The 26,789-nt window shown below is 64.2% G+C and carries 25 protein-coding genes and 2 pseudogenes; 9 read left to right on the top strand and 18 right to left on the bottom strand.

Annotated elements, in window-relative coordinates:
- Positions 1 to 161 precede the first annotated feature (161 nt).
- The 3 genes from JV551A3_RS15250 to ku all read left to right on the top strand — a co-directional run bounded on the left by JV551A3_RS15250 (position 162) and on the right by ku (position 2,833).
- Positions 162 to 845, top strand: coding sequence for a hypothetical protein (locus tag JV551A3_RS15250; protein WP_166674263.1), 684 nt, complete (start codon positions 162 to 164; stop codon positions 843 to 845).
- A 186-nt stretch (positions 846 to 1,031) separates the two neighbouring features.
- Positions 1,032 to 1,937, top strand: a complete 906-nt coding sequence (locus JV551A3_RS15245) for an SDR family oxidoreductase (protein ID WP_133972867.1) — start codon at positions 1,032 to 1,034, stop codon at positions 1,935 to 1,937.
- Positions 1,938 to 2,011: 74 nt separating this feature from the next.
- Entirely contained in the window at positions 2,012 to 2,833 is an 822-nt protein-coding gene (gene ku / locus JV551A3_RS15240; protein ID WP_112251760.1) for a non-homologous end joining protein Ku, read from the top strand.
- Positions 2,834 to 3,028: 195 nt separating this feature from the next.
- On the opposite strand, the gene JV551A3_RS15230 is transcribed toward ku, so the two are convergent.
- The 5 genes from JV551A3_RS15230 to ligD are packed head-to-tail and all read right to left on the bottom strand — an operon-like array spanning position 3,029 to position 8,638.
- Positions 3,029 to 3,688, bottom strand: a complete 660-nt coding sequence (locus JV551A3_RS15230) for a glycosyltransferase family 2 protein (protein WP_133972869.1) — start codon at positions 3,686 to 3,688, stop codon at positions 3,029 to 3,031.
- The gene (locus tag JV551A3_RS15225) at positions 3,685 to 4,284 is read right to left on the bottom strand and encodes a class I SAM-dependent methyltransferase (RefSeq protein ID WP_133972872.1); all 600 of its coding nucleotides are present in this window, start codon (positions 4,282 to 4,284) and stop codon (positions 3,685 to 3,687) included. Before JV551A3_RS15225 ends, JV551A3_RS15230 begins: the two co-directional genes overlap by 4 nt.
- Before the next feature lie 11 nt (positions 4,285 to 4,295).
- Positions 4,296 to 5,051: a PIG-L deacetylase family protein gene (locus JV551A3_RS15220; protein ID WP_133972874.1), complete on the bottom strand. Its 756-nt coding sequence runs from the start codon at positions 5,049 to 5,051 to the stop codon at positions 4,296 to 4,298.
- Complete coding sequence (locus tag JV551A3_RS15215) at positions 5,048 to 6,091, bottom strand: acyl-CoA dehydrogenase family protein (RefSeq protein ID WP_133972876.1); 1,044 nt, start codon at positions 6,089 to 6,091, stop codon at positions 5,048 to 5,050. Before JV551A3_RS15215 ends, JV551A3_RS15220 begins: the two co-directional genes overlap by 4 nt.
- 51 nt (positions 6,092 to 6,142) lie before the next feature.
- Positions 6,143 to 8,638: a DNA ligase D gene (ligD, locus tag JV551A3_RS15210; protein WP_133972878.1), complete on the bottom strand. Its 2,496-nt coding sequence runs from the start codon at positions 8,636 to 8,638 to the stop codon at positions 6,143 to 6,145.
- Positions 8,639 to 8,910: 272 nt separating this feature from the next.
- Between ligD and JV551A3_RS15205 the strand changes: the two genes are divergently transcribed.
- Together JV551A3_RS15205 and JV551A3_RS15200 are read left to right on the top strand one after the other, a co-directional pair.
- On the top strand, positions 8,911 to 9,375 hold the full coding sequence (locus JV551A3_RS15205) for a phosphotransferase system, HPr-related protein (RefSeq protein WP_133972880.1): 465 nt from the start codon (positions 8,911 to 8,913) through the stop codon (positions 9,373 to 9,375).
- A complete protein-coding gene (locus JV551A3_RS15200) occupies positions 9,372 to 9,596 on the top strand; it encodes a metallothionein (protein ID WP_133972882.1) in 225 nt (74 codons plus the stop codon). The genes JV551A3_RS15205 and JV551A3_RS15200 overlap by 4 nt, the downstream gene beginning before the upstream one ends.
- A 192-nt stretch (positions 9,597 to 9,788) precedes the next feature.
- Here JV551A3_RS15200 and JV551A3_RS15195 read toward each other — a convergent pair whose 3' ends face one another.
- From JV551A3_RS15195 to JV551A3_RS15175, 5 genes are read right to left on the bottom strand one after another with little or no spacing between them, the layout of a single operon-like run.
- The gene (locus JV551A3_RS15195) at positions 9,789 to 10,217 is read right to left on the bottom strand and encodes a hypothetical protein (RefSeq protein WP_133972884.1); all 429 of its coding nucleotides are present in this window, start codon (positions 10,215 to 10,217) and stop codon (positions 9,789 to 9,791) included.
- Positions 10,218 to 10,251: 34 nt separating this feature from the next.
- Positions 10,252 to 11,199 (bottom strand): lysylphosphatidylglycerol synthase domain-containing protein, encoded by a 948-nt coding sequence (locus tag JV551A3_RS15190; protein WP_133972886.1) that lies wholly within the window; start codon positions 11,197 to 11,199, stop codon positions 10,252 to 10,254.
- Positions 11,199 to 12,401: a cardiolipin synthase ClsB gene (gene clsB / locus JV551A3_RS15185; protein WP_112251770.1), complete on the bottom strand. Its 1,203-nt coding sequence runs from the start codon at positions 12,399 to 12,401 to the stop codon at positions 11,199 to 11,201. Before clsB ends, JV551A3_RS15190 begins: the two co-directional genes overlap by 1 nt.
- Positions 12,398 to 13,183, bottom strand: a complete 786-nt coding sequence (locus JV551A3_RS15180; protein WP_133972890.1) for an endonuclease/exonuclease/phosphatase family protein — start codon at positions 13,181 to 13,183, stop codon at positions 12,398 to 12,400. Before JV551A3_RS15180 ends, clsB begins: the two co-directional genes overlap by 4 nt.
- A complete protein-coding gene (locus JV551A3_RS15175) occupies positions 13,180 to 14,097 on the bottom strand; it encodes a DUF72 domain-containing protein (RefSeq protein ID WP_133972892.1) in 918 nt (305 codons plus the stop codon). The genes JV551A3_RS15180 and JV551A3_RS15175 overlap by 4 nt, the downstream gene beginning before the upstream one ends.
- Before the next feature lie 166 nt (positions 14,098 to 14,263).
- Between JV551A3_RS15175 and JV551A3_RS15170 the strand changes: the two genes are divergently transcribed.
- Together JV551A3_RS15170 and JV551A3_RS15165 are read left to right on the top strand one after the other, a co-directional pair.
- On the top strand, positions 14,264 to 14,638 hold the full coding sequence (locus tag JV551A3_RS15170) for a low affinity iron permease family protein (protein ID WP_112251772.1): 375 nt from the start codon (positions 14,264 to 14,266) through the stop codon (positions 14,636 to 14,638).
- A gap of 22 nt (positions 14,639 to 14,660) precedes the next feature.
- Positions 14,661 to 15,212: an ATP-dependent Clp protease proteolytic subunit gene (locus tag JV551A3_RS15165; RefSeq protein WP_133972894.1), complete on the top strand. Its 552-nt coding sequence runs from the start codon at positions 14,661 to 14,663 to the stop codon at positions 15,210 to 15,212.
- A gap of 126 nt (positions 15,213 to 15,338) precedes the next feature.
- On the opposite strand, the gene JV551A3_RS15155 is transcribed toward JV551A3_RS15165, so the two are convergent.
- Both JV551A3_RS15155 and JV551A3_RS15150 read right to left on the bottom strand, forming a co-directional pair.
- On the bottom strand, positions 15,339 to 15,737 hold the full coding sequence (locus JV551A3_RS15155; RefSeq protein ID WP_133972898.1) for an NUDIX hydrolase: 399 nt from the start codon (positions 15,735 to 15,737) through the stop codon (positions 15,339 to 15,341).
- A gap of 82 nt (positions 15,738 to 15,819) precedes the next feature.
- Positions 15,820 to 19,620 (bottom strand): CheR family methyltransferase, encoded by a 3,801-nt coding sequence (locus JV551A3_RS15150; protein WP_133972900.1) that lies wholly within the window; start codon positions 19,618 to 19,620, stop codon positions 15,820 to 15,822.
- Between the two features lie 275 nt (positions 19,621 to 19,895).
- Here JV551A3_RS15150 and JV551A3_RS15145 point away from each other — a divergent pair, with 275 nt between their 5' ends.
- On the top strand, positions 19,896 to 20,105 hold the full coding sequence (locus JV551A3_RS15145; protein ID WP_085625071.1) for a con-10 family general stress protein: 210 nt from the start codon (positions 19,896 to 19,898) through the stop codon (positions 20,103 to 20,105).
- Between the two features lie 180 nt (positions 20,106 to 20,285).
- Positions 20,286 to 20,543 (top strand): DUF6555 family protein, encoded by a 258-nt coding sequence (locus tag JV551A3_RS15140; protein ID WP_133972902.1) that lies wholly within the window; start codon positions 20,286 to 20,288, stop codon positions 20,541 to 20,543.
- 226 nt (positions 20,544 to 20,769) lie between these two features.
- On the opposite strand, the gene JV551A3_RS30675 is transcribed toward JV551A3_RS15140, so the two are convergent.
- The 6 genes and pseudogenes from JV551A3_RS30675 to JV551A3_RS15110 form a co-directional block, all read right to left on the bottom strand.
- Entirely contained in the window at positions 20,770 to 20,940 is a 171-nt protein-coding gene (locus JV551A3_RS30675) for a hypothetical protein (protein ID WP_166674264.1), read from the bottom strand.
- Positions 20,941 to 21,096: 156 nt separating this feature from the next.
- The gene (gene paaZ / locus JV551A3_RS15130; RefSeq protein WP_133972906.1) at positions 21,097 to 23,148 is read right to left on the bottom strand and encodes a phenylacetic acid degradation bifunctional protein PaaZ; all 2,052 of its coding nucleotides are present in this window, start codon (positions 23,146 to 23,148) and stop codon (positions 21,097 to 21,099) included.
- 29 nt (positions 23,149 to 23,177) lie between these two features.
- Positions 23,178 to 24,410 carry an OprD family porin gene (locus JV551A3_RS15125; protein WP_133972908.1) on the bottom strand — a complete coding sequence of 411 codons (1,233 nt, stop codon included), beginning with the start codon at positions 24,408 to 24,410 and terminating at the stop codon, positions 23,178 to 23,180.
- 40 nt (positions 24,411 to 24,450) lie between these two features.
- Positions 24,451 to 26,019 (bottom strand): annotated as a pseudogene (locus JV551A3_RS15120) (cation acetate symporter); the annotation flags it as partial.
- Positions 26,010 to 26,318 carry a DUF485 domain-containing protein gene (locus JV551A3_RS15115; RefSeq protein WP_004376242.1) on the bottom strand — a complete coding sequence of 103 codons (309 nt, stop codon included), beginning with the start codon at positions 26,316 to 26,318 and terminating at the stop codon, positions 26,010 to 26,012. The pseudogene JV551A3_RS15120 and the gene JV551A3_RS15115, both read right to left, overlap by 10 nt.
- Positions 26,319 to 26,487: 169 nt before the next feature.
- Positions 26,488 to 26,789: pseudogene (locus tag JV551A3_RS15110) on the bottom strand (2Fe-2S iron-sulfur cluster-binding protein); the annotation flags it as partial.

The raw sequence follows: 26,789 nt of genomic DNA, 5'->3' as shown, positions 1-26,789 counted from the left end.
ATGTTTGTTGGCATTGGCAATAGGTGGCGTCCTGTCGGCATCGACCGTCCTGGTGCCCGACTACATCGGTAGTTTCTCCAGCGTGTATGCCAAGGACGGTGGTAGCGGCGGCGGCGGTGGTCACGGCGGCAGTGGCGGTGGCGGTGGCTCAGGAGGTGGCGGTGGGCACGGTGGTGGCAGCGGTGGCTCTGGAAGCGGCGGCGGCCACGGCGGTGGCAGCGGTGGCTCTGGAGGCGGTGGCGGTCACGGTGGTGGCAGCGGTGGCTCTGGAAGTGGTCATGGCGGTGATGGTGGTGGCGGACATGGCGGCCCGGGTGGCGGCGATGGTGACCATGGTGACCATGGTGACCGTGGTGGCATGGCCGGCAGAGGCCCAGGCGATGCGCATGACAACGACAACGACAACGACAACGATGCGGCAGATGCTGCCAGGGATGCAGCCCGAAACGATGCTGATGCAGCGCGGGACGCTGCCAGGGCTGAGGCGGATGCCGCCCGGGATGCGGCCAAAGCTACTGCGGATGCAGCCAGAGACGCTGCCCGAGCCGAGGCGGACGCAGCCCGCGACGCTGCAAAAGCGGCTGGCTTGGCAGGCGCAGATGAAGCCAGAGACGCTGCCCGGGACGCGGCAGATGCCGCCCGGGACGCAGCCAGAAACGAAGCTGACGCGGCCAGAGATGCAGCCAGGGCAACTGCTGATGCTGCAAGGGACGAGGCCAAAGTCGCTGCCAATGCAGCCAGGGACGCTGCCAAGGCGGATGTGGACGACGCGCCAGATGCCCCTGATGCACCGGACGCGCCGGATGTCGACGCAGTCGAGGCACGGAACTAGTCGCTCTGAGTGACGTATCGACCGCTGGTCGGTGTATGGACCAGTCGGAAAAAACCATCGATGGCGGTTTACCTCGAAAACGGTAGAGCGGCCTTCACGGGCTTGCCCGCTCCCACAGGACTACCACCAGCTTCAAGACCTGTGGCAGCGGGCAAGCCCGCGAAGGGCCGATACCGGTTTCACCAGAGGAGTGACCCCCATGCCCAACAAACCCCACGACCAGTTCAGCATGCAGAACCCGCTGACTCAGTACCCGCACCCACCGTTCCCTGCCCAAGGCCAGCCAGCGCCGGGGCTGGATGCCAACATGCAGCCTGAGCCAGATCACGGCGAAACCACCTACAAGGGCTTTGGCCGCCTGGCAGGGCGCAAGGCGCTGATCACCGGTGCCGATTCGGGCATCGGCCGGGCAGTGGCCATCGCCTTTGCCCGCGAGGGTGCCGACATTGCCCTCAATTACCTGCCCATCGAACAACCCGACGCCCGCGAAGTCATCAAGCTGATCGAAGCCGAAGGCCGCAAGGTAGTGGCCATTGCTGGTGACCTGAAGGATGAGCAGTTCTGCAAGGAACTGGTCGACCAGGCCCACGAGCAGCTCGGCGGCCTGGACATCCTGGTCAACGTTGCCGGCAAGCAGGAAGCGCGCAAGGATATCAGTCAGATCAGCCACGAGCAGTTCGACCACACCCTGAAAACCAACGTCTACGCGCTTTTCTGGCTTTGCCAGGCCGCAGTGCCGCTGATGCCGGCAGGGGCGACCATCATCAACACCGCCTCGATCCAGTCCTACCAGCCTTCAGCCACCTTGCTCGACTATGCCACCACCAAGGCCGCGATCGTCGCTTTCACCAAGGCCTTGGCCAAGCAGGTAATCGAGCGCGGTATCCGGGTCAACGCCGTGGCCCCGGGCCCCATCTGGACCGTGCTGCAACCGAGTGGCGGCCAACCACCGGAGAAAATCCCCGACTTCGGCGCGCAAACACCGATGAAGCGCCCGGGGCAGCCCGCCGAGTGTGCGCCGGTGTATGTGTTGCTGGCCAGCCAGGAGTCCAGCTACATCACCGGGGAGGTGTTCGGCGTGACGGGCGGCAACCCGCTACCGTAGGGCAGGGCGGCTAAACCTTCGCCGCCCGCTGCAGTCGATTCAGGTATTGGCAGGCAACCCTGGGAGCACCTCCAATGGCTAGGGCAATCTGGAAAGGCGCCATCAGTTTCGGCCTCGTGCACATACCCGTGGCCCTCAATACCGCGGTGCGCACCGAGCGGGTCGATTTCGACTGGCTCGACAAGCGCAGCATGGAGCCGGTCGGCTACAAGCGGGTGAACAAGGTCACCGGCAAGGAAATCGACAAGGACAACATCGTCAAGGGCGTCGAGTTCGAGAAGGGCCGCTACGTGGTAATCAGCGAAGAGGAAATTCGCAAGGCCAGGCCCGAGGCGACCCAGACGATCGACATCTTTTCCTTCGTAGAGGCCGGCGAGATTCCGCTGCAGTATTTTGACACGCCGTACTACCTTACCCCGGACCGTCGTGGCGGCAAGGTGTACGCCTTGCTGCGCGAAACCCTGGCGAAGACCAACAAGGTGGCGCTGGCCACGGTGGTGCTGCACACCCGCCAGCACCTGGCGCTGTTGCGGCCGCTGGACGACGCGTTGGTGATGATCACCCTGCGCTGGCCCGAGGAAGTGCGCGGGCTGGAAACACTGGAGCTGGACAGCAGTGTGACAGAGGCCAAGGTGGACAAGCGCGAGCTGGACATGGCCAAGCGGCTGGTGGAAGACATGAGCGGGGAGTGGAAACCGGCGGACTACCAGGATGTATTCCGCCAGACCATCATGGACCTGGTGGAAGAGAAGGCCAGCAAGGGCAAGATCGAGACGGTGGAGAAGGGCGAGGCGACGGAAGCAGGGAAAGGCGCCGACATCCTCGACCTCACCGAACTGCTCAAGCGCAGCCTGGGTGGCAAGAAGCCGGCGAAGAAGACACGCAAGGCGTCGTGAAAGGAATCGTCACCGCAAGCCAGCTCGCATGGAACTGTACATAACGCGGGGCCCCTGTGGGAGCGGCTTTAGCCGCGAACACCGGCGTAGCCGGTGCCATGCACCGCGTTGAATTCTTCGCGGCTAAAGCCGCTCCTACAGGTATTTGCACATGGCTTGAGGCCAGTGTGGGTACGCGCCGCCTGCGAACCAGCATCAGATCTGTGTCTGCAACCCCGCCAGATAATCGCCAAACCCTTCGCGGGCGCGGCTGTCGCGCCGGCTGCTGGTGGCCACGCTGTGCCTGGCGGTCCAGACGATCTGCGCGCCACTGGCCTGCAGGTCGCTGACCAGCTGCACATCTTCATGCGCCGCCAGGGGCTGGAAACCACCCACCCGATCATAGGCGTCGGCACATACACCGAGGTTGGCCCCATGCACATGCCGATGCCCCTCACATGCCTGGTAACGGCTGTGGTACAGCTTGCGCAAGGCCGCTGTCTGCCAGGGTTGCCAGGACTCGACATGTACCGTTCCGCAAACCACCTCGGCCCTGCAGGCCAGTTGCGACAGCAGCCAGTGCGCTGGCACCCGGCTGTCGGCATCGGTGCACGCCAGCCACTGCGCGCCGCGCTCGACCATGTACGCTGCGCCAACCCGGCGGGCCATACCGACGTTGCCGGCATCCACCGTCAGTACCGGTACACCGAGGCGTCTTGCCACGGCGGCGCTGCCATCGCTGCAGCGGTCCAGCACCACCAGCACCTCCACCTGGTGCCCTGCCTGCTGCGCCTGCTGGGCGGCAGCCAGTACTGCCCGCAGGCAGCGCCCAAGGCGCCGGGCCTCGTTGTGGGCCGGGATCACCACGGCAATCATGGGCAAGTCTCGTCGAGGTCGACCACGCTGGGCTGGGTGGACCAGTACTCCAGCACGAAGTCTGCCTCGTCATGCTGCAACTGCAGATGCAACGGAAGGTGCCGGGCCAGCATGCGATGCACTTCACGCCCGTCTTGCGGGCAGCCAGCGATGGGATGCTTCCAGTGGCACGCCAGCAGCCCGCCGTCGTAGGTCAGGCTGGCCACCGACTGTTCGATCACCTGCAGCCAGTCGGTCGGGTCTAGGTAGTAACCCACCTCGCTCAGCACGATCAGGTCGAAACTCCCACCCGGCCAGTCCGAGGGCAGCCGCGCCAACTCCACCGAGACATTTCGCAGTGCAGCCAAGCGTTCACCGGCCAGCGCTACCGCAGTAGGGTCCAGGTCCTGGCTCAACAGGTTGGCGCAACGCTCGGCCAGCAAGGCGCTGAGCTCGCCATTGGCGCACGCCGGCTCGAACACCCGCTGGTAGCACTGGCGCGGCAGGCTGGCCATGACCAGGTCGCGTTTGCGCTTTTCGTACCAGCGGGTGCGAAAGGCCCAAGGGTCTTCACTGCTGGCGTACAGGTCAGCGAAATACTGTGGGTCGAGGCTCATGACAACTCCATTTACAGGAACACCAGTTCGAAAGGTTGCAGCAGACACTCCAGCAAGTTCGGCGGCAGTACGGGCGGGCGCAGGCCATCCGGCTCGAGTTGGCTGACATGGGCGGCCAGGGCCTTGCGCTTGCGGGCCAGGCTGGCCTCGTCCAGCTGGATGCGGTGAGCGCGTGGCCATGGCAGGCGCGGGTCGTCCGGTTGCGCCCAGTGCCAGGCCCATACCGGTACTTCCAGGCATTGCACCTTGCGCATCCGGGCCGCCTGCGCCGCAGCCCGGCCCGCTGCCTCGTGGTCACAGTGGCCATCGCCGCTCCAGGTGGCTATCAGCAGGTCGTCAGGCCTGAGCAACTGGCTCAGGTGGTTGAGCAGGAACGCCTCGTTGCGCGGCAACGCGCCGTCCTTGAGGTGGAGCCGCCGCCAGTCCAGGCGGCCGAGGTCGAGGTCAAGCTGTTGCAGTGCATGGCGGCTTTCCAGCGGCCTTTGTCGGCGCAGGCGGTGTTCGCTCCAGTGGGCAGAGCCAGGGTGACTGGCTTCACCATCGGTCGCGGAGATCAGCACCAGGTCGTCTTCCCGGCCCTGGAAGCCTGCCAGCAGCCCACCGGCCATGAGAATCTCGTCATCGGGGTGGGGAGCCAGCAGTACCAGGCGACGGCCCGGTGGGCACAGCTGCTGCGGGGTGATCCAGGTAGCCCTGGCCAGGTGCGCGGCCTGCTGCCAGGCAGCCCACGGTGTACCGCTGTTCGCCTGGATCAGGTTCTCGCTCATAGCTGCCAGACTCCTGCCGGCTGTTGGGCCAACTGCTCACCGAGCGCCGCCAGGTCGCGCTCGGCATGGCTCTGGCGCAGGAACACCGGCAAGTCGGCGCTCAGCCGGGCAAAATGGTTGTCACGGCAGAAAGGAGAGGCGCCCAGCGCCCGGCCAACGTGGTGGATCACCTGTTCCACGGCCTGCTCCACCTGGGCGCGGGTGCGGCGCACTTCGAAGCTGGCGTCTGCGCCTGGCTGGCGGTCGATCCACGCCGCGCATTCGCGCAGTGCCGCCCTGGCGCCGTACAAGGCGGCGTCGACCGCACCCAGGTGAGCATCGGCGTGTGGGTCGGGGCGGGGGTTGCGGCAGTGTTCGCGCAGGTAATCGGCCAAAGCTTCCGCGGCGCCGTACCAACAGGCCGCAATACCAGCACCGCCATGCCAGAAACCAGGGCGGGAGAGGTATTGCCCGGGGCGGCCGATGGCGATGCCAGGGGTGTGGTTGAATTCGATTTCGACACTGGCGGTGGTGGCCATGCCGATGGCCTGCCAGCGTTCTATGGCAAGGCCCTGGCTGGGATGGGACAGTTCGATGGCCACCAACTGGGGCTGGTCGTGCTGGTCCCACGCGGTGACCAATGCCCGGTCGATCTGCAGTGCGCCCGAACACCAGGCCTTGCGACCCTTCAGGCGAACCTGGTCGCCCTCACGGTCCACGATGAAGGCGCGGGCATCCGGCGGTTCGGCGGCCCAAACGCCCCATATACCCTCGGCGGCGTGGTGTGCCGCAGCGCATTCGGCAAGGATTGCCAACGCGTCGGTGTGGCCCTCGTACAGCTTGGCCAAGGCCAGGTCACAGCCTGCCACCCGCGCCAGGGTTTGCCAGCGCCGCAGGGTATTGCCCTGGCCGGGCAGGGGGAGCAGGTCGAGGTGGTCGGCTTGCAGTGCCTGAATCAGTTGCGGCAACTGGGTATCCAGGTTGAGCGGTTGCTGCCGCTCACCGAAGGCACGCAGCAGGCGATCGAGGTTGGTCAGGTCAAAATCCTGAACGATGCTCATGGGCTCGGCTCCTTGGTGAGGCACTGCGGGCGTAGCGCTGCAGGCAAGCCGTCATCGGGCCAGCCCCAGTTGCTTGCGCATGCCTACGGTGATCGATTGCCTTGTCTTGGCATAATCGGCCCAGGGGTCATCCACATCGCCCAGGCGTTCAAGCACGTTGCCGATGTTCCACTGGTTGGCACCCTTGAGTTGTGGCAGTTCCTCGCGCCAGATCGGCACGGATACCGGCAGGCCTTCGCGGGCGCGCAGGGAATACGCGCAGGCGGTGGTTGCGCCCTTGCCGTTGCGCAGGTAGTCGATGAAGATGCGCCCGATGCGATTTTTTGGCCCGGAAACGGCACTGAGCCTGTCGGGGAACAGCCTGGCCAGGTAATCGACGATGCCGTGGCTGAACGCCTTGACTTCATCCCAGCTGGCCCGCCGGGTCAGCGGCACGACCAGGTGCATGCCTTTGCCGCCACTGGTCTTGAGGAATACCTTCAAGCCCAGTTCATCCAGCAGCGTCAGGGCCAGTTGGGTGGCCTCGAGCATGGCCTTCCACGGCAGTGCCGGATCCGGGTCGAGGTCGAGGACGAAGCGGTCGGGCTTGTCGAAGTCCTTGTCGGTGGCGTTCCAGGTGTGCAACTCGAGCATGTTCATCTGCACAGCACCCAGCAAGGTGTCGGCGCGGTTGATGACCATCGCCGCCTGGCCGGCCTCGGCCTTGTCGTAACTGAGCACGTTGGGTAGATGCAGCTGACCGGCGTTCTTCTGGAAGAACAGCTCCCCGGCCAGGCCGTCCGGCGCGCGCACCAGCGCGACCGGGCGGTGCTTGAGTTGGGGCATTATCCACTGGCTGACGGCGGCGTAGTACTCGGCGACTTCGCGCTTGGTAACGCCGCTGGTGGCGTCGACCACACGTTCGGGGTGGGTCAGGCGCAGCTCGCCCAAGGCCTCGGGGGCCTTGGCCTGCTTGCGCGTGGGCAGGGTCTTGGCAGGCATGCTGCGCTCCAGGTCGATGGCGGTAGCCGGTTTGTCATCGCGCAGGCCGTGGAACACCGAGTGGCGCACGATGCCGTCACGGGTCATCTGGGCATAGGCGACTTCGGCCAGCAGTTGCGGTTTCAGCCAGTGCACGCCCCGGGCTTCGGCCCCGGTGGGCGGGTTGGGCAGGGCCGGCCTGGCGATTTCCAAGGGTTTCAGCCGGGCATGGATGCTGGCCAAAGTGGTGGCACTGAAGCCGGTGCCGACCTTGCCGGCATAGCGCAACTCGCCGCTGCCGTTGTCGTGCAAGGCCAGCAGCAGGGCACCGAAACCGCTGCGGCTGCCTTTGGGGTCGGTGTAGCCGACGATCACGAACTCCTGGCGCTGCTTGCACTTGAGCTTGATCCAGTCGGGGCTGCGGCGCCCACTGTAGGGGCTGTCGACGCGCTTGCCGATCAGGCCTTCGAGTTGCAGCCGGCAGGCACTGTCGAGCAGGGATTCGACGGGTTGGTCAAAGTCGGCGGAGTACTTGAGCAGGTCCGATTCGTTGTGTTCCAGCAAGTGCTGCAAGGTGCTGCGCCGGTCCTGCAGCGGTAACTGGCGCAGGTCCTGGCCGCCGAGGAAGGGCAGGTCGAACACGTAATAGGTGATGTGCTCGTCATTGTCGGTGTCGAAGGCGTTCTGCAGCGCCTGGAAGTCCGCCGAACCGTTATCGTCGGCCACCACCACCTCGCCGTCGAGCCAGGCCGAATCGAGGCCCAGCGCACGCAAGGCGGCAACCTGCCGGGGCATCTTGCTGCTCCAGTCATGACCATTGCGGGTGAACAGGCGCACGTCGTCACCGTCGATGCGGGCAAGGATGCGATAACCGTCGAACTTGACCTCGTAGCGCCAGTCGCCATTGGGCGGGGAGTCGACCAAGGTCGCCAATTGTGGCTGCAACTGCGCCGGCAACGGCACCTTCCGGCCTTTGCTGGCGGATTTGCGACGTGGCGCGGCGGCCTTTTTTGCTGCCGGCTTGCGCGGTACCAGCGTGCGGTCGCTGAGCACGCTGTCGGGCTGGGCGTCGACGATGCTGTAGTCGGCTTCGCTGCGCGCCTGGCCGTCGTGCGACTTGACCAGCATCCACTGTTCCTTCTTGCCGGCCAGGTGGGTGCGGAACAGGTTCCATACACCGCCGAGCTTTTCGCCTTGCAGGCGGAAACGCAGTTTGCCCTTGGCATAGGCCTCAAGCGCATCGCCTTCGGGCTCCCAGATGCCCCGGTCCCAGACAATCACGTCGCCTGCACCGTAATGGCCTTCGGGTATATGGCCTTCGAAGTCGGCGTAGTCCAGCGGGTGGTCCTCCACGTGCACGGCCAGGCGGCGCACCTTGGGGTCCAGCGACGGCCCTTTGGGGATGGCCCAGCTTTTCAGCGTGCCATCGAGCTCCAGGCGGAAGTCGTAGTGCAGGTGGCTGGCATCGTGCTTCTGGATGCAGAACTGCAGTGCGTGGGCCCGCTTGCCACGGCTGCGCTTGCCGCTGGGCTCGGGCGTGGCATTGAAGTCGCGCTTGCGCGCATATTCCTGCAGGGGTTTGGCCATGGCGGGCTCCGGGCGGTTCGCAGTCTCTAGGCTTTGTACGAAAAGTGCCTGCGCGACGATCATGCTGCGTTGAAAACAGGCTCGGAATGCTCATTTACAACCCGTAAACTCCGCTTCCTCGCCTGTTTTCGCCTTGCCTGATCGCCGCTCGGCGACTTTTCATACAAACCCTAAGCTGGGAGGCAGCGGCCCGGGCGGTAGTTCAAAAAAACTCTGAATCTTCCAGCAGCAGGTGCAGTCGACCGAATGAAGCCACCTGACGGAGAACGCACATGGCCCGAGCAGATGAACCGAAACCGTATACCCCCAGCGAAATCGACGACACCGAAGACCGCATGGGCAGCGTGCACGAACTGGATTTCGATGAGCGCCTGGATGAGCGCGAGGGGCGTGTGGGTGACGAGCGACCAGCCGCGGAGGTGGCCCGCGAGTTCCCGCCCCGGCGCGTAGCCGAAAGCGGCATGACCGGCGGCGAGGCGTTGAGCGACAGCCTGCACGAGGACAATGTCACTTATGACGACTTGAGCCCGGACACCTTGCTGGACGAAACCGGCGCCCGCGACCCGCACGAACCGGGTGGCAGCGGCGGCCCGGCAGACAAGACCCTGCGGCGGGTGGGGGCCAGCGAAATTGGCGGCGGCATAGGCCTGGACGAAGCCGAACTGGCCCGCTCCGCGCCGCTGGATGGCGAACCGTGGACCGATGATGTAGTCGATGACGAGGAGAGCAAGCCATGAACGAACTGCGTTGTGCCTGTGCAGATTGTTCCTGCACCGTGGATGCCAATGCCTTGCAGCTCGAAGGCAAGGTGTATTGTTGCGAGGCCTGTGCCAGCGGGCATCGCAATGGCGAGCCGTGCCGGATGCCTGATTGCCACTGTGGCGAGAAAACCGGGGAAAGCGCAGTGGACAATGCGCTGGACGAGACTTTCCCGGCGAGTGACCCGATTTCGCCCTGAAACATCGCTGTCTCATAGGTTCTGCATAGGTCTATTGGGCTGTGATGATCCTGTGGGAGCGGCCTTGCGTCGCGAAAGGGCCGCAAAGCGGCCTCGGCAATTTTCCGTGCGAAGCTGAAACCCTGGGGCCGCGCTGCGGCCCTTTCGCGACACAAGGCCGCTCCCACACAAAGCAGCGCGCAGGCCTGCAGATCAATGAGTCTGCCAAATGCCATTGCTACGCTCACAATCAGTGCGGGCCTGGCCCAGGCTGGGGGTGTCGTAGTAGTAGGTGATGACTCGCGCATCCTTGGGCAACGCCGGCCTGTCACCGCCGGCGGCCTTGGGGTTGGCCAATGCTTCCTGGGTCAAGGGTGCGATGCAACTGCCAACGCTACCATCCGCACAACGCGCTACCTTGTGCTTTTCGCTGTTGAGCATGTCCTTGCTCTCGTTGCTGCACGACCAGTTGATCGCCTCGGCGGGCAGGTTGCTGTAGCTGTAACAGCTGTGCCGCTCCACCGGCGTTACCGCCTCGCTGGAGGAACGGGTAAGCACATTGCAGGCTTCGGCCAGGGCCTGGCCGCTGACCAGGCTGGCCACCATCAGGATGAACATCGGCTTCAAGACAGCGCCACGCATTTGCCACCTCCCGGGCCAATGGCCCTTGTCAGGTCTAGGCAGGCTTGTCGCGCCGGCGCATGGCCTTGGCGCGCTTTTCCAGGATCAGGTAGGTAAGCACCGCCAGCAACAGCGGCACCAGATAGTAAAGCGTGCGGTAGCCCAGCAGGGCCGCCACCAGCGTACCCTGGGCAAGTTGCCCGTGCAGCAGGGCCAGGAACACCGTTTCCAGCACACCCAGCCCGGCCGGGATATGCGCGACCACACCAGCCACGCAGCTGATCAGCAGGATGCCAAGTATCGAGGGGTAGAAGGCTTCGCCAGGCAGCAACCAGAAGATCAGCAGTGCCATTAGCGCCCAGTTGCTGGCCCCTAGCACCACCTGGCACAGCGCCAGGCGCAGCGATGGCAGCGTTACCTCATGCTCGCGCCAGCGCCAGGTGCGCTTTTTGGCGAAACCACAGGCCAGCAGGTAACCTGCGGCAATCGCCAGCAAAACCAGGCCGATCAGTTGCAGGCCGCTGGCGCCGACCGCCCAGTTGGCAGGCAGCTCGACCAGGCGCAAGGCGAACACCGTGCCAGCCAGCAGCATGTAACCCATCCAGTTGGTCAGCAGACCCAGGGTGATGATGCGCGTGATGGTTGCCGTGTCCAGGCCCAGGCGGCTGTACAGCCGGTAGCGCAAGGCCACACCACCCACCCAGGTGGTGAAATTGAGGTTGAAGGCATAGCACACGAAGGCCACTGGCAAAACCTGGCGAGCCGGCAGGTGGTGGCCGGTGTAGGCCCGGGCAAGCAGGTCGTAACTGGCGAATGTCAGGTAGCTGCACCCGGCCAGCGCCAGGCCGATGGCCAAGGTCCCGGGCTTGTAGGCCAGCAACGACTGGCGTACCTCGTTCCAGTCCAGGTTACGCGCCAGCAGGTACAGCAGCGCAGGGATCAGGATCAGGAATGCCAGGGTGAACAGCCGTTTGCCCCAGGTTTGCCAGTGTTTTCGCGCCATCAGGTCTTGCCCTCGTGATAGTCACCCTGAGCCTCGGCTTCTGGTTGCAGCGAACGCAGGTGCTGGCGGTGCGCCGGGAACCAACCGGCAATCCGCGGGAAATGGCGGATCACGTGGAAGCACAGGAAAATCAACGGCGCGCGCCACCAGTAGCCGCGAACCATGCGTTCCAGCGTGACCGGTTTGCATTGTTCGCGGGCCAGCGCCTGCAGGTGCTGGTTGAGTTGGTGATTGAAGGCGCGATCACGGATGAACAGGTTGGCTTCCAGGTTGAACGACAGGCTCAATGGGTCCAGGTTGCTGGAGCCGACCGTAGCCCACTGGTCGTCCACCAGCGCCACCTTGCCGTGCAACGGCCGCTGGCAGTACTCGTGAATGGCCACACCGTCGCGCAACAGGTAGTTGTACAGCAGCCGCGACAACGCCCGCACCCAGCGCATGTCCGGCTGGCCCTGCAGGATCAGCCGCACCTCCACGCCACGCCGGGATGCATTGCGCAGTTCGCGCATTAGCCGGTAGCCGGGGAAGAAATACGCATTGGCCACCACGATACGCTGCCGGGCACTGCGAAACGCCTGCAGGTAGTGGGCCTCGATATCGGTACTGCGCACCCCGTTGTCACGTTCGACCAGCACTGCGCTACAGGTACCGGCAGGCTCGGTCAGCGGCCGTACCGCGCTGGGCGGCTGCAGTACCGGCGACATCAGGCGCTTGCTGGCGGCATGCACCTGCGCCACCACCGGGCCGGCGACCTCCACGGCATAGTCCTGCTTGGCCATGGCACCAAAGTCGCCCAGGTGGTCGGCGCTGTAGTTGATGCCGCCAATGAACGCCCGCTCGCCATCGATCACCACGATCTTGCGGTGCAGGCGCCGGAACAGGTTGGTGCGCATGCCCACCAGCCGCGGCTGCGGGTCGAAGGCGTGGAAACTGACCCCGGCATCGGTCATGGCCGCTATGAACGGCGCAGGCAGGTCGGCCGTGCCGTAGCCATCCACGGCCACTTCGACACGCACGCCGCGCCGGGCGGCATCGATCAGTACCTGCTGCAATTGCTGGCCAACCTTGTCATCGAAGATGATGAAGGTCTCCAGCAGGATTTCCTCGCGTGCCTGGGCCATGGCCTCGAACACGCGGGGGTAGTATTGCTCGCCATTGATCAGCAACTGCACGCTGTTGCCGTCTACCCAGGGTCGGTTCACAGGTTGATCTCCGATGCCAGAGGGGCGTGGTCGGAAAGGTGCGACCACGGGTATTTCGACAGCACCTGGGCGCTGCCGGGCATGGCGTTGCGCAGGTAGATGCGGTCCAGGCGCAACAGCGGCAGGCGCGCCGGAAAGCTGCGCGCCGGGGTGCCGAAATGCTCGCCGAAGGCTTCTACCAGGTGTTCGCACAGCACCGCATCGGCCTTCAGCCGCCAATCGTTGAAGTCGCCGGCCACGATTACCGGCGCCTTGGGCGGCAGGCTGTCGAGCAGGTCCAGCAGCAGCTTCACCTGGCGTTGCCGGTGTGCCTCGCGCAGGCCCAGGTGCACGCACACCGCATGCACCTGGTCATGGCCCGGCACCTCCAGCTGGCAATGCAGCAGGCCGCGCTGCTCGTTGCCCTGCACCGAGACGTCGAGGTTGTCGAAGCGGCTGATGGGGAATTTCGACAGCAGCGCGTTGCCGTGGTCACCATGGGGGTACACGGCGTTACGGCCGTAGGCGAACTGCGGCCACATGCTGTCGGCCAGGAACTCGTATTGTGGCGTCTCCGGCCAGGCCGGGTGGCGCAGCGCATGTTGCTGGTGGCTGCCGTGCACTTCCTGGAGGAACACCAGGTCGGCACCGGTGGCGCGCACCGCTTCGCGCAGCTCGGGCAGGATGAAGCGCCGGTTGAAGAAGGTGAAGCCCTTGTGCACGTTCAAGGTCAGTACATTAAGCCGATGCACGGCGGTGATCTTGTCGATGATGCAGTGCGGGGCAGGCAGTGTCCTGTTCACAGGGTCACCTCCGGCACCACGCCAGGCTCGGTCATCAGCTCATGGTCCAGCGACAGCTTCTGCAACAGGCGCCGGGCGTCATACGGCGCATGCACTTTCTGGTCGTTGTCGAAATAGCAGTAGACGTCACGGGCGGCGCGCCGTGGTGGCGGCCCCGGCACGATCAGCTGGGCATCGTCGGCCTGGCCGCCCTGGCTCCACAGCTGGATGCGCTGCTTCCAGCGCCGCAGCGCCTGGGCGGTATAGCCACTGCTGTACAGCTCGACATCGCCATGCAGGCGCATGTACACGAAGTCGGCGGTAAGGTCTTCGACATACGGCCATTTCCCGGCGCTGTCAGCCACTACCAGCGCCACCCGGTGCTTGCGCAGCAACTTGATGAAGGCTTCGCACAGAAAGCTTTCGTTGCGGATTTCCACGGCGTGGCGCAGCCGAGCATTACCCTTGATATCAGTGCTGCCGTTGCCCTGCAGGCGCTGCGCACAGCCCTGTGCGCATTCGCGCGCAGCCTTGCGGCTGTGCGGTAAAAGTTCGAGAAAACGGGCGAACCGGGCCTCGTCGAACTTCATGTTCGGTGGAAATTGCCACAGGAACGGGCCCAGTTTCTTGCCGAGCAGCAGCGGCCCGGAAGCAAAAAAATTGGCCATGGGTTCTTCGATATCCTTGAGCCGGCGTACATGGGTGATGTAGCGGGGGGCCTTTACCGCGAACACGAAGCCGGGCGGTGTTTCGTCATGCCAGCCCCGATAGCGTTCGGGCGTTTGCAGGCTGTAGAACGAGCCGTTGATTTCAATGCTGTTGACCGCTCGCGAAGCGAACGCCAGTTCGTCGTCCTGCGGCAGGCCCTTCGGGTAGAAATCCTTGCGCCACGGGCCGTAGCGCCAACCAGAGATGCCGATGCGGATATCGCTCACGCTGCCTTCCTCATTGCCGGGTCCTTGTTCGGTCACTCTGAAGGTGCGACTGGTGAACAGCGGCCAGGGTTCAGCACGGTTGACCAACGGAAAAGGCGGATGCCGCGTTGAACTTTGCGGCCCGCGACGTTTCCACCCAATACCTGCTACGAGGAAGGGCGCCAGGATGAAATTCGACCGTTTCGCCCAGTGGCTGGCCAATTGGGCCGGCCGCCCGCTGACCTTTGGCATCGCCTGCCTGCTGATCCTGAGCTGGGCGGTGACCGGGCCGTTGTTCGGTTTCAACGACACCTGGCAACTGGTGATCAATACCTCGACCACCATCATCACCTTCCTCATGGTGTTCCTGATCCAGAACACCCAGAACCGCGACAACGACGAACTGCACATCAAGATCGATGAACTGTTGCGCACCACCCAACAGGCGCACAAGGCGCTGCTGGACCTTGAAGACATGGATCCGGCCGAGCTGCATGCCCTGCGCAAGCAGTACCGGCAAATGGCCGGGCAGGGTGACGATGCGCAGAAAACCAAGGAATGACCTGCCAACACTGGAGGCAAGCATGGCCAGACATATCGTCCACTTTACCGGGCCTATCAACTCATCCACCTGCGGCAACCTGATCAACACCTGTTCCCGGGCGTTGCAGCAAGGGGCCGAGGTCCTGCAACTGAACATCGCCACCATGGGCGGCGAGTGCAGTTACGGGTTTACCTTGTACAACTTTCTGCGGGCGTTACCGATCGAGGTGCATACCCACAACCTGGGCACGGTGGAGTCCATGGGCAACATCCTGTTCCTGGCCGGGGAACGGCGCACGGCATGCAGTTACAGCAAGTTCCTGTTCCATCCGTTCCACTGGACCTTGCATGGCTCTGTCGACCACTCACGCATGGCCGAGTATGCAATGAGCCTGGACTACGACCTGCGGCTGTATGCACAGATCGTCGCCGAGCGGACCGAAGGGGCGGATGAGGTGCTGGATGTGCCACGTTATCTGATGGCCTATCCGCGAATACTCGGCCCCCGGGAGGCACTGGCGAACGGGATGATCCATGCCATAGACGAGATGCCGATCGAGGTGGAGGCCTGCCAGTGGAGTGTGCATGCCTAGCGCGTGCCTGTACCGGCCTCTTCGCGGGCTTGCCCGCTCCCACAGGTTTAACACCTGCTTCAGAAGCGGTGGAGCACCTGTGGGAGCGGGCAAGCCCGCGAAAGGGCCGGCACGGGCAATAAAGGCCTATCTCACCGATGCTGCCGTCGCCCGATCACACGCCAGCAACGAGCGGATCAGCAGCTTGATCTCGTCCTTGAGCATGGGCACCTGGTCCAGATGAGCGAACCGGCAGTCGGCAATCTCGTGCAAGGCCTTGGGGTGCGGGGCCTCGATGAACTCCGCCTCGAACACATAATGCATGCGCTGTGCCGTTTCATGGCGCATCAACAGCGTCAGTGATTCTGCCTGCAACCCGGTTTCTTCAAGCAATTCACGCTCCGCCGCCTGTACCGGCGTCTCGCCGGGTTCGATCTTGCCGCCGGGCAGGGTCCAGGCGGCATTGGGCTTTCTTACCCACAACCATTTATGGGTTTGTTTGCCATGCCGGCAGATGATGGTGGCGCGATGCTTGACTGGCTTCATTCAGGCTCCTGGGCGAATCCCTCATTCCATGAATGATTCGGCCCCCGGCTGCAATGAACGTTGCGTTGAAAGCGACCAGCGGTCAGTAAGGCACCGAGCCGCTCAATGCTTCGATGGCTTCCACCAGCTCGTCATAACCCACAGGCTTGTTCAAGTGCCGGTCGAAGCCCGACTGGCGTGACTTGTGCTGATCGGCACTGGCGCCATAGCCGGTCAGGGCGATGGCGGGGGTATGGCGCAGATGCACATAGCCACGCAGGGCCTTGATCAACGCGTGGCCGTCCATCACCGGCATGCCGATGTCGGACAGGATGATGTCGTATTCCTCACCCGCAGCGGCGTCCAGGGCCTCACGCGGCTTGCTGAAGGCATGAACAGTGGCGCTCTCCATTTCCAGCAGCTCCTGCATTACCGCCAGCACCTCTACGGAGTCATCCACCAGCAACACGCGAATACCATTCAGACGGCCCTCGCTCAGTGGCTCCGAGCCCTGCGCACGCTGCGGGTGCTGAACTTCGCAAAGGGGCAGGGTGACCGTAAAGGTGCAGCCCAGGCCAAGCCCCGGTGATGTGGCGCGTACGCTACCGCCATGGGCCTCGGCCAGTTGCCGCACCAGTGACAGGCCAATGCCCAGGCCCTCGCGGCTGTGGCTGGCCTGTTGCGGCGCAGCCTGGCTGAACAGGTCGAAGATGTGCTCGAGGCTGTCGTGGCTCAGGCCCACGCCATGGTCGATCACCTGCAGGCGCGCGTGGTCTTCGTCGTGGCTCAGCACCAGGCGTATCTCATTGCCTGCCGGGCTGAATTTCAGCGCGTTGTTCAGCAGGTTCCAGATGATCTGCTCCAGGCGCGTTACGTCACCCTCGATCATTACCGGCAGGTTGTCGGCGGGCAGCTCCAGGCGAACCGGGCAGGGATGTTGCTCGCTCACTACCACGCCATGGATGCCCTGCAGGACGGCAAGCAGATCCACAGGCTCGGTCTTGAGCTTGAGCTTGCCAGTACGAATGCGCGCCACATCCAGGAGGTCGTCGATTATCCGCGCCTGGCTGGTTACCGCATCGCAGATGGTACCAACGGCCTTGCTCGCTGCACTGATGTTCCTGAGCGACGGCAGGCGGCGCAGGATTTCGGCGTTGAGCTGGATCAGGTTGAGCGGGTGCTTGAGCTCATGGGACATGACGGCGAAGAACTCGTCCTTCATGTGGCTGGTATTCTGCGTCTCGGCCAACTGTTTGCTCAGGCGCTCTTCGCCCAGGCGCACGCGCTCTTCGGCGGCATGGCTGCTGCTGATGTCGATGAAGGTCAGCACCGTGCCGTCGATCTTCTGCTCGCTGGAGCGGTAGGGCAGCAGGCGCGCCAGGTACCAGTGATCGCCCTGGCTACCGATTTCACGCTCGATGATGGCCTCGCCCTGGGCCACGGCGCGAGCATCGTCGGCCAGTGCCGGGTAATCCAGGCGATGGGTGATGTCGAGCAGGGAACGGCCGGTATCGACTGGCAGCATGTTGAACAGGTCGGTGGCGCGCGGCGTGAACCAGCGGATATGCAGGTTACGGTCGACGAACACCGTGGCGATCTCGGTGCAGGCGATCAGGTTGCTGAGGTAGTCGTTGATCTTGTCGGTTTCTTCGACCTTGTTCTTCAGCTCGTAGTTGACCGTAAGCAACTCCTCGTTGATCGATTGCAGCTCTTCCTTGCTGGTTTCCAATTCTTCGCTGGCCGAACGCAACTCCTCGTTGATGGCCTGCATCTCTTCATTGGAAGCGGTCAGCTCCTCGCTGGAAACCTCTGACTGCTCGATGGTTTCCTGCAGTAGCAGCCGAGTGCGCAGCAGTTCGCGCTCGAGGTTGTGCAGGACCATGCTGTCGGTCTGGCGGATGACGCCTGGCAACGGCAGGGATGGGTCGGGCGCGCGCTCTTCGAATACCACCAGCATGCAATCGCTGGCGCTGAGGTCGTCCTTGTACGGCTGCACGGTGATCTCCACCTGCAGTTTGCCCATGGATTCCGCCAGGTCGACAGGGCGCGAGGTCACCGCCTCGGTACCCTGACGCGCCTGGAACAAGGTGCTGCGCAGGGCCAGGCGCAGGGGCGGCAGCACCAGGTTGAGCAGGTTGCGGCTCGGTTCGCCCCCGGCCAGTTGCAGGAAGCGACCCACGCCTTCGCTCATGTGCAGGATATTGCCGTCGATATCGACGATCAGGCTGGGCGGCATGCGCCGCGCCAGGGCGCGGTGGTGCAGGTCGGCGAAGGATGGCTTGCGCCCCGGTTTGGCCTTGGCCGTGGCCAGTGTTTCCTGCGGCATGTTGACGGCAGAAGTACCGGGCAGCTGACGGCCAGGTTTATGGCCAGAGCTACGGCCGGTATTGCTGGCATCCAGTGCGCGGAAAATGCGATTGCGCTTGTCCACCGGGGTAAACAGTTCATTGGCCATGTCGGCCGACTCGGACGAACCGAGGAACAGGTAGCCACCTGGGCGCAGGGCGAAGTGGAACATCTGCAGAATGTCCCTCTGCACCTCGCGGTCCAGGTAGATCAGCAGGTTGCGGCAGACAATCAAGTCGATCTGCGAGAACGGTGGGTCCGACAACAGGTTATGACGGGCAAACAGCACCTTTTCGCGAACCTCTTTTCGCACCCGGTAATGCTGGTCTTCCTTGAGGAAGAACTGGCGCAGCCGGCTGGGCGGCACATCGGTGACGATCGCTTCGGAATAGGAGCCACTGCGGGCAATGGCGATGGCGCGTTCATCCAGGTCAGTGGCGAACACTTGTACCTTGCTCGTGCGCTGTTCCAGTGCCAGCTGCTCGCAAACCAGCATGGCCAGGCTGTACGCCTCCTCACCGGTGGAGCAACCGGCCGACCATACGCGAATCTCGTCCGCGCCATCGGCAGGGTCGCGCTCGCAGGCCAGCTGCGGCAGCACATGACGCTCCAGTGCTTCGAAGGCTTCGCGATCACGGAAGAAATTGGTCACGCCAATCAACATGTCGGCCAGCAACGCCCTGGATTCCGCGGGGTGCTGCTCCAGGTAATGCAGGTAGGCCGCCAGGTCCGCCTGGCCGGTTACATGCAGGCGGCGCTCGATGCGCCGCAGCACCGTCGCGCGCTTGTAGTGCTGGAAGTCGTGGCCGGTATTGCTGCGCAATTGCAGCAGGATCTCCTCGAGCATCGGCTCGCAAGCCTGGGGATCACCGGCACGGGTGCCCAAAGCCGGGGGCAGGGTGTCGTCCTCGATTTCCGGGAGCCTCACCTGACGGGCATTGCGCCACAGCTCCAGCAGCTTCTGCGGCATTTCTGCCGCCGGCAGCACCAGGTCGACCATGCCGGTCTCGATGGCAGCGCGGGGCATGCTGTCGTACTGGGCGTCGTCCGGGGTTTGCGCCAGGGTCACGCCGCCTTGCTCCTTGATCCGTGACAGGCCCACGGCACCATCGGCACCGGTACCAGACAACACCACGCAGAAGGCGTGGTCCTTGTGCACGTCAGCCAGGTCACGGAAGAACAGGTCGATGGCCACGTGGTCGCCACGGCGCCGGTTGGCCGGGGTCACGCGCAGGTAGCCGTCGTTGGTGGACAGGCGATTGGCCGGGGAAATCACGTAGATGTGGTTGCGCTCGATCGGCACCGGCTCGGTCACCTGGCGCACCGGCATTTGCGTGGTCTCCTGGATGATGCGGTCGGCGACGCTCTGGTGGTCGGGGGACAGGTGCAAGACCACGACGAAGGCCATGCCGCAATCGCCGGGCATTTGCCGGAACAGCGTACAGATCGCTTCCAGGCCGCCTGCCGATGCACCGATGCCCACCACCGGGAAATCCAGGTGGCTGGGGCTGAGCGCCGGGTTCTGGGGCGAGGCAGGTTGCTTGGCGGACGACTTCATGGACGGAGCCTTGTACAGACCGGAACGTTCCGCCCGAAGCAGCATCATCGGGCGTGTGTGTGGCGCGATTATAGGCCGTCGCCATGTTGTTGAGACCTCCGCCGGCAAAGGAAAGTGCGATCTACCTGCTTCCGCCACGCAAACCTTTTGCCGGCCCATGTTTGGTGCCACTGGTCAGTTGCCGGCAAAACCATTGAGCAGACTTTGTGATCGGCGGCTCGGAACCAAGGCATGGCAAATATTAATGCGACCCATCCATCGCAAGGAGATACCACATGGCGCAGGATCAAGAGCGAGCCAGCCAGCGCGGCGGCACCAAGGAAACCAACCCAGGCAATTTCGCCAATGACCGGGAACGGGCCTCCCGCGCTGGGCACAAAGGCGGGCAGGCTTCTGGCGGCAACTTCGCCAATGACCGCCAACGGGCATCGGAGGCCGGCCGCAAGGGCGGCCAGAACAGCCATGGCGGGGGGCGCCAACAGTGAGCTGAAGGGTTGCCGGACACCCGGTACCCGCTGTGCCGGGTGCCGGCCGAGCTCTGCGTACAGCTCTGCGTACCAAGGCTGCAATAGCCTTTGATCCCTATTGTTCGACAATTTTTTGAATCTTCTGGCCGTGCTCCGATCAATCAGGGTGTCATCCATGGAGAAAGGGAGGCCCCTGCGATGCCTAGCCCACAGTTATACATCATCGATTACCAACTGCATGGCCAGCCGCGCAGTTTCATCATTCGTCTGGAGACGCTGGACAATGCCGAGGCCTGGCATTGGGCGAGTTGCGATGCGGGCATCGGCATCATCCCCAAGTTCGGGCGCGAAAAAATCAGAAAAGTCAGCAGGCCGATGGCCGAGCGCTACGGCATTACCGCAGTGAGCTGGCGGCTTTCCGGCGGCAAACCGAACCAGTCTGCGGCGACAATGTGATTCCCGATTGCAAGACCTTGCGCAATCCTTGTATGAACAACTGTCTTGCTCAAAGCACCGCGTCGCCTGCTTCGCGGGCATGCCCGCTCCCACAGGGACACCACCAGCTCAAGGAGTGCGCCATACCTGTGGGAGCGGGCGCGCCCGCGAACACCGGCGCAGCCGGTGCCATGCACCGCGTTGGATTCTTCGCGGCTAAAGCCGCTCCGAGGCACGCGCAGGGCGCCTAGGCACCGGATTCGGGGTCGCTGGCCGGTACACCCGGGCGGTTTTCTTCGTCATCTGCCACATTGGGGTCGGCATCCGGGTCATCTGCCCGGTCATTGCGCTGGTCCGGCTCGAGCTCTGGCCAGTCATCCTGTGCGCTGCCGCCACCCATTGCCATCAAGCCATTCATCTCGCAACCCTCGCTCTCGATGAAAAAACGGCCCGCGATCAGGCGGGCCCAATACAGGAGTGAGAGGCGAAGCCATTGACCACCCCTCATTGAATGAGAGCGGCAACAGCCAGGGGAGGTCGGTTGGATTGCCACCGCCCCTGACAAACGGCACTGTCAGGGCTTTTTCAGCACCAGGGTGAGAATGTCGTAGCTGGCGACCAGCTCGCCCAACTGGTTGGTCACCTCCACATCCCAGGCCACGACACCCTGGGGCTCGCCCAGTGGGCTGGTCTTGCCCTGGTCGATCTTGCGCTTGCAGGTCAGGCGCGCCTGGATGGTGTCGCCGATGCCCACCGGGTTGATGAAGCGCAGGGTGTCCAGGCCGTAGTTGGCCAGTACCGGGCCTGCCCCCGGGGAGACGAACAGCCCGGCCGCTGCCGACAGCACGAAATAGCCGTGGGCGATGCGCTTGCCGAACTGCGATTGCTTGGCGGCGATCTCGTCGAAGTGCATGTAGAAATGGTCGCCCGACAGGCAGCCGAAGTTGACCAGATCGGCTTCGGTCACGGTGCGCCGATGGGTGAGCAGCGACTCGCCGATGCGCAACTGCTCGAAATAGCGGCGGAACGGGTGCACTTCGGTTTCGATCACTTCGCCACCGCGCACATATTCGCCGGTAACCGCCGTCAGCATGCTCGGCGAACCCTGTACTGCGGCACGCTGCAGGTAATGCTTGACGGCACGCAGGCCACCCAGCTCTTCGCCACCGCCCGCGCGGCCCGGGCCGCCGTGCTTGAGCTGCGGCAATGGCGAGCCATGCCCCGTGGATTCCTTGGCCGCCTCGCTGTCGAGTACCAGCAGGCGGCCATGCCAGGCGGCGGCCACCGGGATGGCCGTGGCTGCCACGCTGCGGTCGGCGGTGACCAAGGTTGCCACCAGGCTGCCTTTGCCTCGCGCGGCCAGCGCCAGGGCTTCATCGAGGTCGTCATACGCCATCAGCGTGCTGACCGGGCCGAATGCTTCGATATCATGGGCGCCACCTTCAGCGTGCGGATCGCGGGCCTGCAGCAGGGTCGGGGCAAAGAACGCGCCCTCGGCCACGCCTTCGCCACGCGGCGCAAAGCCATCGCTGGCGCCGAACAGCTGGTCGCAGCTCTGCAGCAGGCTACGCACCCGCTCGGCCACATCGCGCTGCTGGTCGTGAGAGGCCAGGGCGCCCATGCGCACACCTTCCAGCGAGGGGTCGCCGACCACCACCTTGGCCAGCCGTTCGCGCAGGCGCGTGGCAACGGCATCGATGTGCCTGGCCGGTACGATGGCGCGGCGGATGGCGGTGCATTTTTGCCCGGCCTTGGTGGTCATTTCGCGGACCACCTCCTTGATGTACAGGTCGAACTCTTCGCTGTCCGGGGTCACGTCCGGCCCCAGGATGGCGCAGTTCAGCGAATCCGCTTCGGCGGTGAACGGCACCGAGTTGCGCACCAGGTTCGGCGTGACACGCAACTTGGCGGCGGTGTCGGCGGAGCCAGTGAAAGTCACCACGTCCTGGCCCTGCAGGCGGTCGAGCAGGTCGCCGGTGCTGCCGATCACCAGTTGCAGGCTGCCTTCGGGCAACAGCCCGGATGCATTCATCAGGCGCACCACGGCCTCGGTCAGGTAGCTGGTCGAGGTCGCCGGCTTGACGATGCACGGCATGCCGGCCAGGAAGGTCGGGGCGAACTTCTCCAGCATGCCCCAGATGGGGAAGTTGAAGGCGTTGATGTGTACCGCTACGCCGGCACGCGGCACCAGGATGTGGCTGCCGGCGAAATGGCCTTGCTTGCCCAGCGGGATGGCCGGGCCTTCATGTACCAGATTGCCCGACGGCAATTCGCGACTGCCGATGCCCGCATAGGAGAACAGCGTGGCGTTGCCGCCTTCGATGTCGATCCAGCTGTCGGCACGCGTCGCGCCGCTGTGGTGGGACAAGGCGTAGAGCTGTTCCTTGCGCTCGGCCAGGTACAGGGCCAGTGCCTTCAGGCGCGCGGCGCGCTGCTGGAAGTCCAGGGCCATCAGCGTGGCCAGACCACGGGCACGGGCAAAGTCCAGGGCTTCGGCGAAATCCGGGCGCTCTTCGTGGCTGTAGGCCAAAACGTGGCCATCCAGGGCGCTACGCAGGGCCTGGGCGCCATGCTGGCCAAACCAGCGGCCGGCGATGAAGCTTTGCAGGGTAGGGGCGGCAGACATGCTGTTCTCCAATGTAGAGGGGGGCGCTGTTACCACAGCGCCACGGTGTAGCCGATGATCAGGCGGTTTTCGTCCACGGCGTTGGTCAGGCCATTGCCGGAACGGAAGGTGACGTTGCGCCAGCGCAGGCTGACGTCCTTGAACGGGCCGCTCTGGATGACATAGGTGATGTCGGTGTCGCGCTCACGCTCACGGCCATTGCTGACGGTGGCGGTTTCGGCGTGGCGGCCATCGGTGTAGCGGGTCATGAAGCTCAGGCCGGGGATACCCATGGCGACGAAGTCGTAGTCGTAACGCAGCTGCCACGAGTCCAGCCCGGCGCGGGTGAAGGTGTTGTAGGTGACCAGGTTGACGGTGAACGGGTCGCCACCGTTCACGAACGGGAAGGCACTGTCGCCGGACATCTGCTGCCAGGCGGCGGTGAACTTGTGGGCCCGTACACCGAGGGTGAACATGGCGTTGAAGTTGCGGTTGTCGATGTTGCCAGCACGTTCGGCGCCGTCGTTGCGGCTGTCGAAGTAGCGCAGGTCGGTGCGCAGGCTCAGGCCTTCGCCCAACGGGCGGGTATCGATCAGGCCGACGAACTGCTGGCGGTAGATGTCCTCTAGTTTGGCGTAGTAGTAGCTGACGCTGGTTTGCGGGCTGAGGGCGTAGCTGCCGCCACCGAAGTCCAGGTGGTCGCTGCTGGCGGCGCCGTAGCCGATGTCGTCGCGGCCCGAGGAATCACGCAGGTTGGCCTTGGTCAGGCGGCCGCCGTTGAAGGTCAGGCCGGCCAGGTCCTGGCTGGTGAGCAGGCCGCCCTGGAAGGTGGAGGCCAGCAGGCGGGTGTCGTTGTACACCACCACCGGCAGGATCGGTTGCAAGGTCCCCAGGCGCAGGGTGCTCTTGGACACCCGTACCTTGCCGGTGAGGCCCAGTTCGCTGTAGTCGTCAACCGGTTCATGGCTGTTCGGGCCGAAGGGCAGCAGGCCAGTATTGCGGCGGTCGCGGCTGGAGTCGAGCTTGATGCCCAGTTGGCCAATGGCGTCGACACCAAAGCCGACCGGGCCTTCGGTGAACCCCGACTCCAGCTTGGCGGTAAAGCCCTGGCCCCACTCCTCGGCCTTGGCCTGTGGTGCGTTGCTCTGGCGGAAGTCGCGGTTGAGGTAGTGGTTGCGCAGCTCCAACCGGGCGTGGCTGTCACCGATGAAATCTGCCATCGCCGGCATCGGCAGGGCGAGGGCCGCCAGCCAGGCGGCCGAAATGAAGTGCGTGCGGTTCATTGTTGTTGTTTTACCCGACATGGTTGTTCTTCCCTGAGAGTCAGTGCTTGCTGGCGCCGGCAGCGCCGATTCCGGTCATGGAGCGGATGAACTGCGCCAGGTAGCGGCCACGCTCCTGGCTGGCGCGCTCGGAGCTGTCAGTGACCGAGAACACCCAGGCGCCGAGGAAGGCCAGGCTCATGGAGAACAGTGCGGGGTTGCTGTAGGGGAACAGCGCCTTCTCGTTATGCAGCACGTTGACCCACACCGCCGGGCCCAGTACCACCAGCAGCACCGCCGAAACCAGGCCGGCCATGCTGCCGCACACTGCGCCGCGAGTGGTCAAGCCTTTCCAGAACATCGAAAGCAGCAGTACCGGGAAGTTGACCGAAGCGGCCACGGCCAGCACCAGGCCGGAAAGGAAGGCGATGTTCTGCGACTCGAACATCAGGCCGAGGATTACCGCCAGCAGGCCGATCAGCAGCGTGGCGATACGCGACACGCGCATTTCCTCCTGTTCGCTGGCCTTGCCTTGGCGCACCACGCAGGCGTACAGGTCGTGGGAAACAGCCGATGCACCGGACAGCGCCAGGCCGGCGACCACCGCAAGAATGGTGGCGAAGGCCACGGCGGAGATGAAGCCGAGGAACAGATTGCCACCCACGGCCTGCGCCAGGTGCACAGCGACCATGTTGCCGCCGCCGATGATCGCTCCGGTGGCGTCACGGTAGGACGGCTCGGTGCCGACCATGACGATGGCACCAAAGCCGATGACGATCAGCAGCAGGTAGAAGTAGCCGATGAACCCGGTGGCATAGAACACGCTCTTGCGCGCTTCCTTGGCATCGCTGACGGTGAAGAAGCGCATCAGGATATGCGGCAGGCCGGCGGTACCGAACATCATGCCCAGGCCCAGGGAAATGGCATCCACCGGGTTGGACAGCAAGCCACCCGGGGCCATGATCGCCTGGCCCTTGGCATGCACGGCCACGGCGCTGGCGAACATCGCCTCGGTGCTGAAACCGAAGTGCTTGAGCACCATGAAGGCCATGAAGCTGGTGCCCGACAGCAGCATCACCGCCTTGATGATCTGCACCCAGGTGGTGGCGAGCATGCCGCCGAAGGTGACGTAGGCGACCATCAGCACGCCGACCAGCATCACCGCGTACAGGTAGCTGATGCCGAATAGCAGTTCGATCAGCTTGCCGGCACCGACCATCTGCGCCACCAGGTACATCAGCGCCACCACCAGGGTGCCGAAGGCCGAGGTCAGGCGCACCGGGGTTTGCGCCAGGCGGTAGCTGACCACGTCGGCGAAGGTGTACTTGCCCAGGTTGCGCAGGCGTTCGGCGATCAGGAACAGGATGATCGGCCAGCCGGCCAGTACGCCCAGGGCATACAGCAGGCCGTCGTAGCCGTTCATGAACATCATTGCCGAAATGCCCAGGAACGAGGCGGCGCTGATCATGTCACCGGCGATCGCCAGGCCGTTCTGCATGCCGGTCAGGCCCCCGCCGGCGGTGTAGAAGTCGCTGGCCGAGCGGGTGCGCATGGCAGCCCAGCGGGTGACCAGCAGGGTGAAGCAGACGAACACCATGAACATCGAGATGGCGGTCCAGTTCATTGTGCGCACTCCTGCTTGACCTTGTCGTTGAGCGGGTCGAGCACGTTGTTGGCGCGGTGCACATAGATACCGGTCAGGGCGAAGGACAGCAGCACCATCAGCACACCGACCAGCATGCCGACGGTGGTGACGCCACCGCTGAGGGACTGGCCGAGGGTGCTGGGCGAGAACGCTACCAGCAGGACGAAGCCGTAGTAGATCACCAGCATGGCCAGGGTCAGGCTGCCGTTGAGGCGGCGTTTGCGCTGCACCAGGTGCTGGAAGTCGGGGTGGTTGGCGATGCTTTCGATGCGTTCGGGTGTCATGGGTTGCGATCTCTGGGTGTTGTAATTGTTTTATTGAGGTCACGCGGGTGTTGCGGTGTTGCTTAGGGCCTCTTCGCGGGTAAACCCGCTCCCACAGGTAGGGCGCTGCTCTCAGGTCTTGTGCAGTCCCTGTGGGAGCGGGTTCACCCGCGAAGCAGGCGACGCGGTTTCAGAGCTGGTCGAAATCGAGCACCACCTTGTCGCTAACCGGGTAGGTCTGGCACGACAGCACATACCCCGCTGCCACTTCGTAATCCTCCAGGGCATGGTTGCTGTCCATTTCCACTTCGCCCTCGATCACCCGGCACTTGCAGGTCGAGCACACGCCAGCCTTTCACGGGTACGGCAGCTCGGCGCCGATGGCATTGCCGGCGTCCAGCACGTTCTGGGTATTGCGTGGCAGGTCGAAGGTGAGCGCGCNGCCGTCGCTGATCACGGTGANGTGGCTGAGCGCCGAATCCACCTGGCGGG

The organism is Pseudomonas inefficax, assembly GCF_900277125.1.
Taxonomy (GTDB): domain Bacteria; phylum Pseudomonadota; class Gammaproteobacteria; order Pseudomonadales; family Pseudomonadaceae; genus Aquipseudomonas; species Aquipseudomonas inefficax.
This window is presented reverse-complemented; position numbering and strand designations above follow the sequence as displayed.

Coding starts and splice junctions, on each gene's coding strand:
- JV551A3_RS15220 (WP_133972874.1), bottom strand. CDS start 5,051: ATGAGCGAGAACCTGATCCAGGCGAACAGCGGTACACCGTGGGCTGCC.
- JV551A3_RS15145 (WP_085625071.1), top strand. CDS start 19,896: ATGGCGCAGGATCAAGAGCGAGCCAGCCAGCGCGGCGGCACCAAGGAA.
- ku (WP_112251760.1), top strand. CDS start 2,012: ATGGCTAGGGCAATCTGGAAAGGCGCCATCAGTTTCGGCCTCGTGCAC.
- ligD (WP_133972878.1), bottom strand. CDS start 8,638: ATGGCCAAACCCCTGCAGGAATATGCGCGCAAGCGCGACTTCAATGCC.
- JV551A3_RS15155 (WP_133972898.1), bottom strand. CDS start 15,737: ATGAAGCCAGTCAAGCATCGCGCCACCATCATCTGCCGGCATGGCAAA.
- paaZ (WP_133972906.1), bottom strand. CDS start 23,148: ATGTCTGCCGCCCCTACCCTGCAAAGCTTCATCGCCGGCCGCTGGTTT.
- JV551A3_RS15125 (WP_133972908.1), bottom strand. CDS start 24,410: ATGAACCGCACGCACTTCATTTCGGCCGCCTGGCTGGCGGCCCTCGCC.
- JV551A3_RS15170 (WP_112251772.1), top strand. CDS start 14,264: ATGAAATTCGACCGTTTCGCCCAGTGGCTGGCCAATTGGGCCGGCCGC.
- JV551A3_RS15225 (WP_133972872.1), bottom strand. CDS start 4,284: ATGAGCCTCGACCCACAGTATTTCGCTGACCTGTACGCCAGCAGTGAA.
- JV551A3_RS15140 (WP_133972902.1), top strand. CDS start 20,286: ATGCCTAGCCCACAGTTATACATCATCGATTACCAACTGCATGGCCAG.
- JV551A3_RS15230 (WP_133972869.1), bottom strand. CDS start 3,688: ATGATTGCCGTGGTGATCCCGGCCCACAACGAGGCCCGGCGCCTTGGG.
- JV551A3_RS15115 (WP_004376242.1), bottom strand. CDS start 26,318: ATGACACCCGAACGCATCGAAAGCATCGCCAACCACCCCGACTTCCAG.
- JV551A3_RS15190 (WP_133972886.1), bottom strand. CDS start 11,199: ATGGCGCGAAAACACTGGCAAACCTGGGGCAAACGGCTGTTCACCCTG.
- JV551A3_RS15150 (WP_133972900.1), bottom strand. CDS start 19,620: ATGAAGTCGTCCGCCAAGCAACCTGCCTCGCCCCAGAACCCGGCGCTC.
- JV551A3_RS15165 (WP_133972894.1), top strand. CDS start 14,661: ATGGCCAGACATATCGTCCACTTTACCGGGCCTATCAACTCATCCACC.
- JV551A3_RS15195 (WP_133972884.1), bottom strand. CDS start 10,217: ATGCGTGGCGCTGTCTTGAAGCCGATGTTCATCCTGATGGTGGCCAGC.
- JV551A3_RS15200 (WP_133972882.1), top strand. CDS start 9,372: ATGAACGAACTGCGTTGTGCCTGTGCAGATTGTTCCTGCACCGTGGAT.
- JV551A3_RS30675 (WP_166674264.1), bottom strand. CDS start 20,940: ATGAATGGCTTGATGGCAATGGGTGGCGGCAGCGCACAGGATGACTGG.
- JV551A3_RS15205 (WP_133972880.1), top strand. CDS start 8,911: ATGGCCCGAGCAGATGAACCGAAACCGTATACCCCCAGCGAAATCGAC.
- JV551A3_RS15245 (WP_133972867.1), top strand. CDS start 1,032: ATGCCCAACAAACCCCACGACCAGTTCAGCATGCAGAACCCGCTGACT.
- JV551A3_RS15215 (WP_133972876.1), bottom strand. CDS start 6,091: ATGAGCATCGTTCAGGATTTTGACCTGACCAACCTCGATCGCCTGCTG.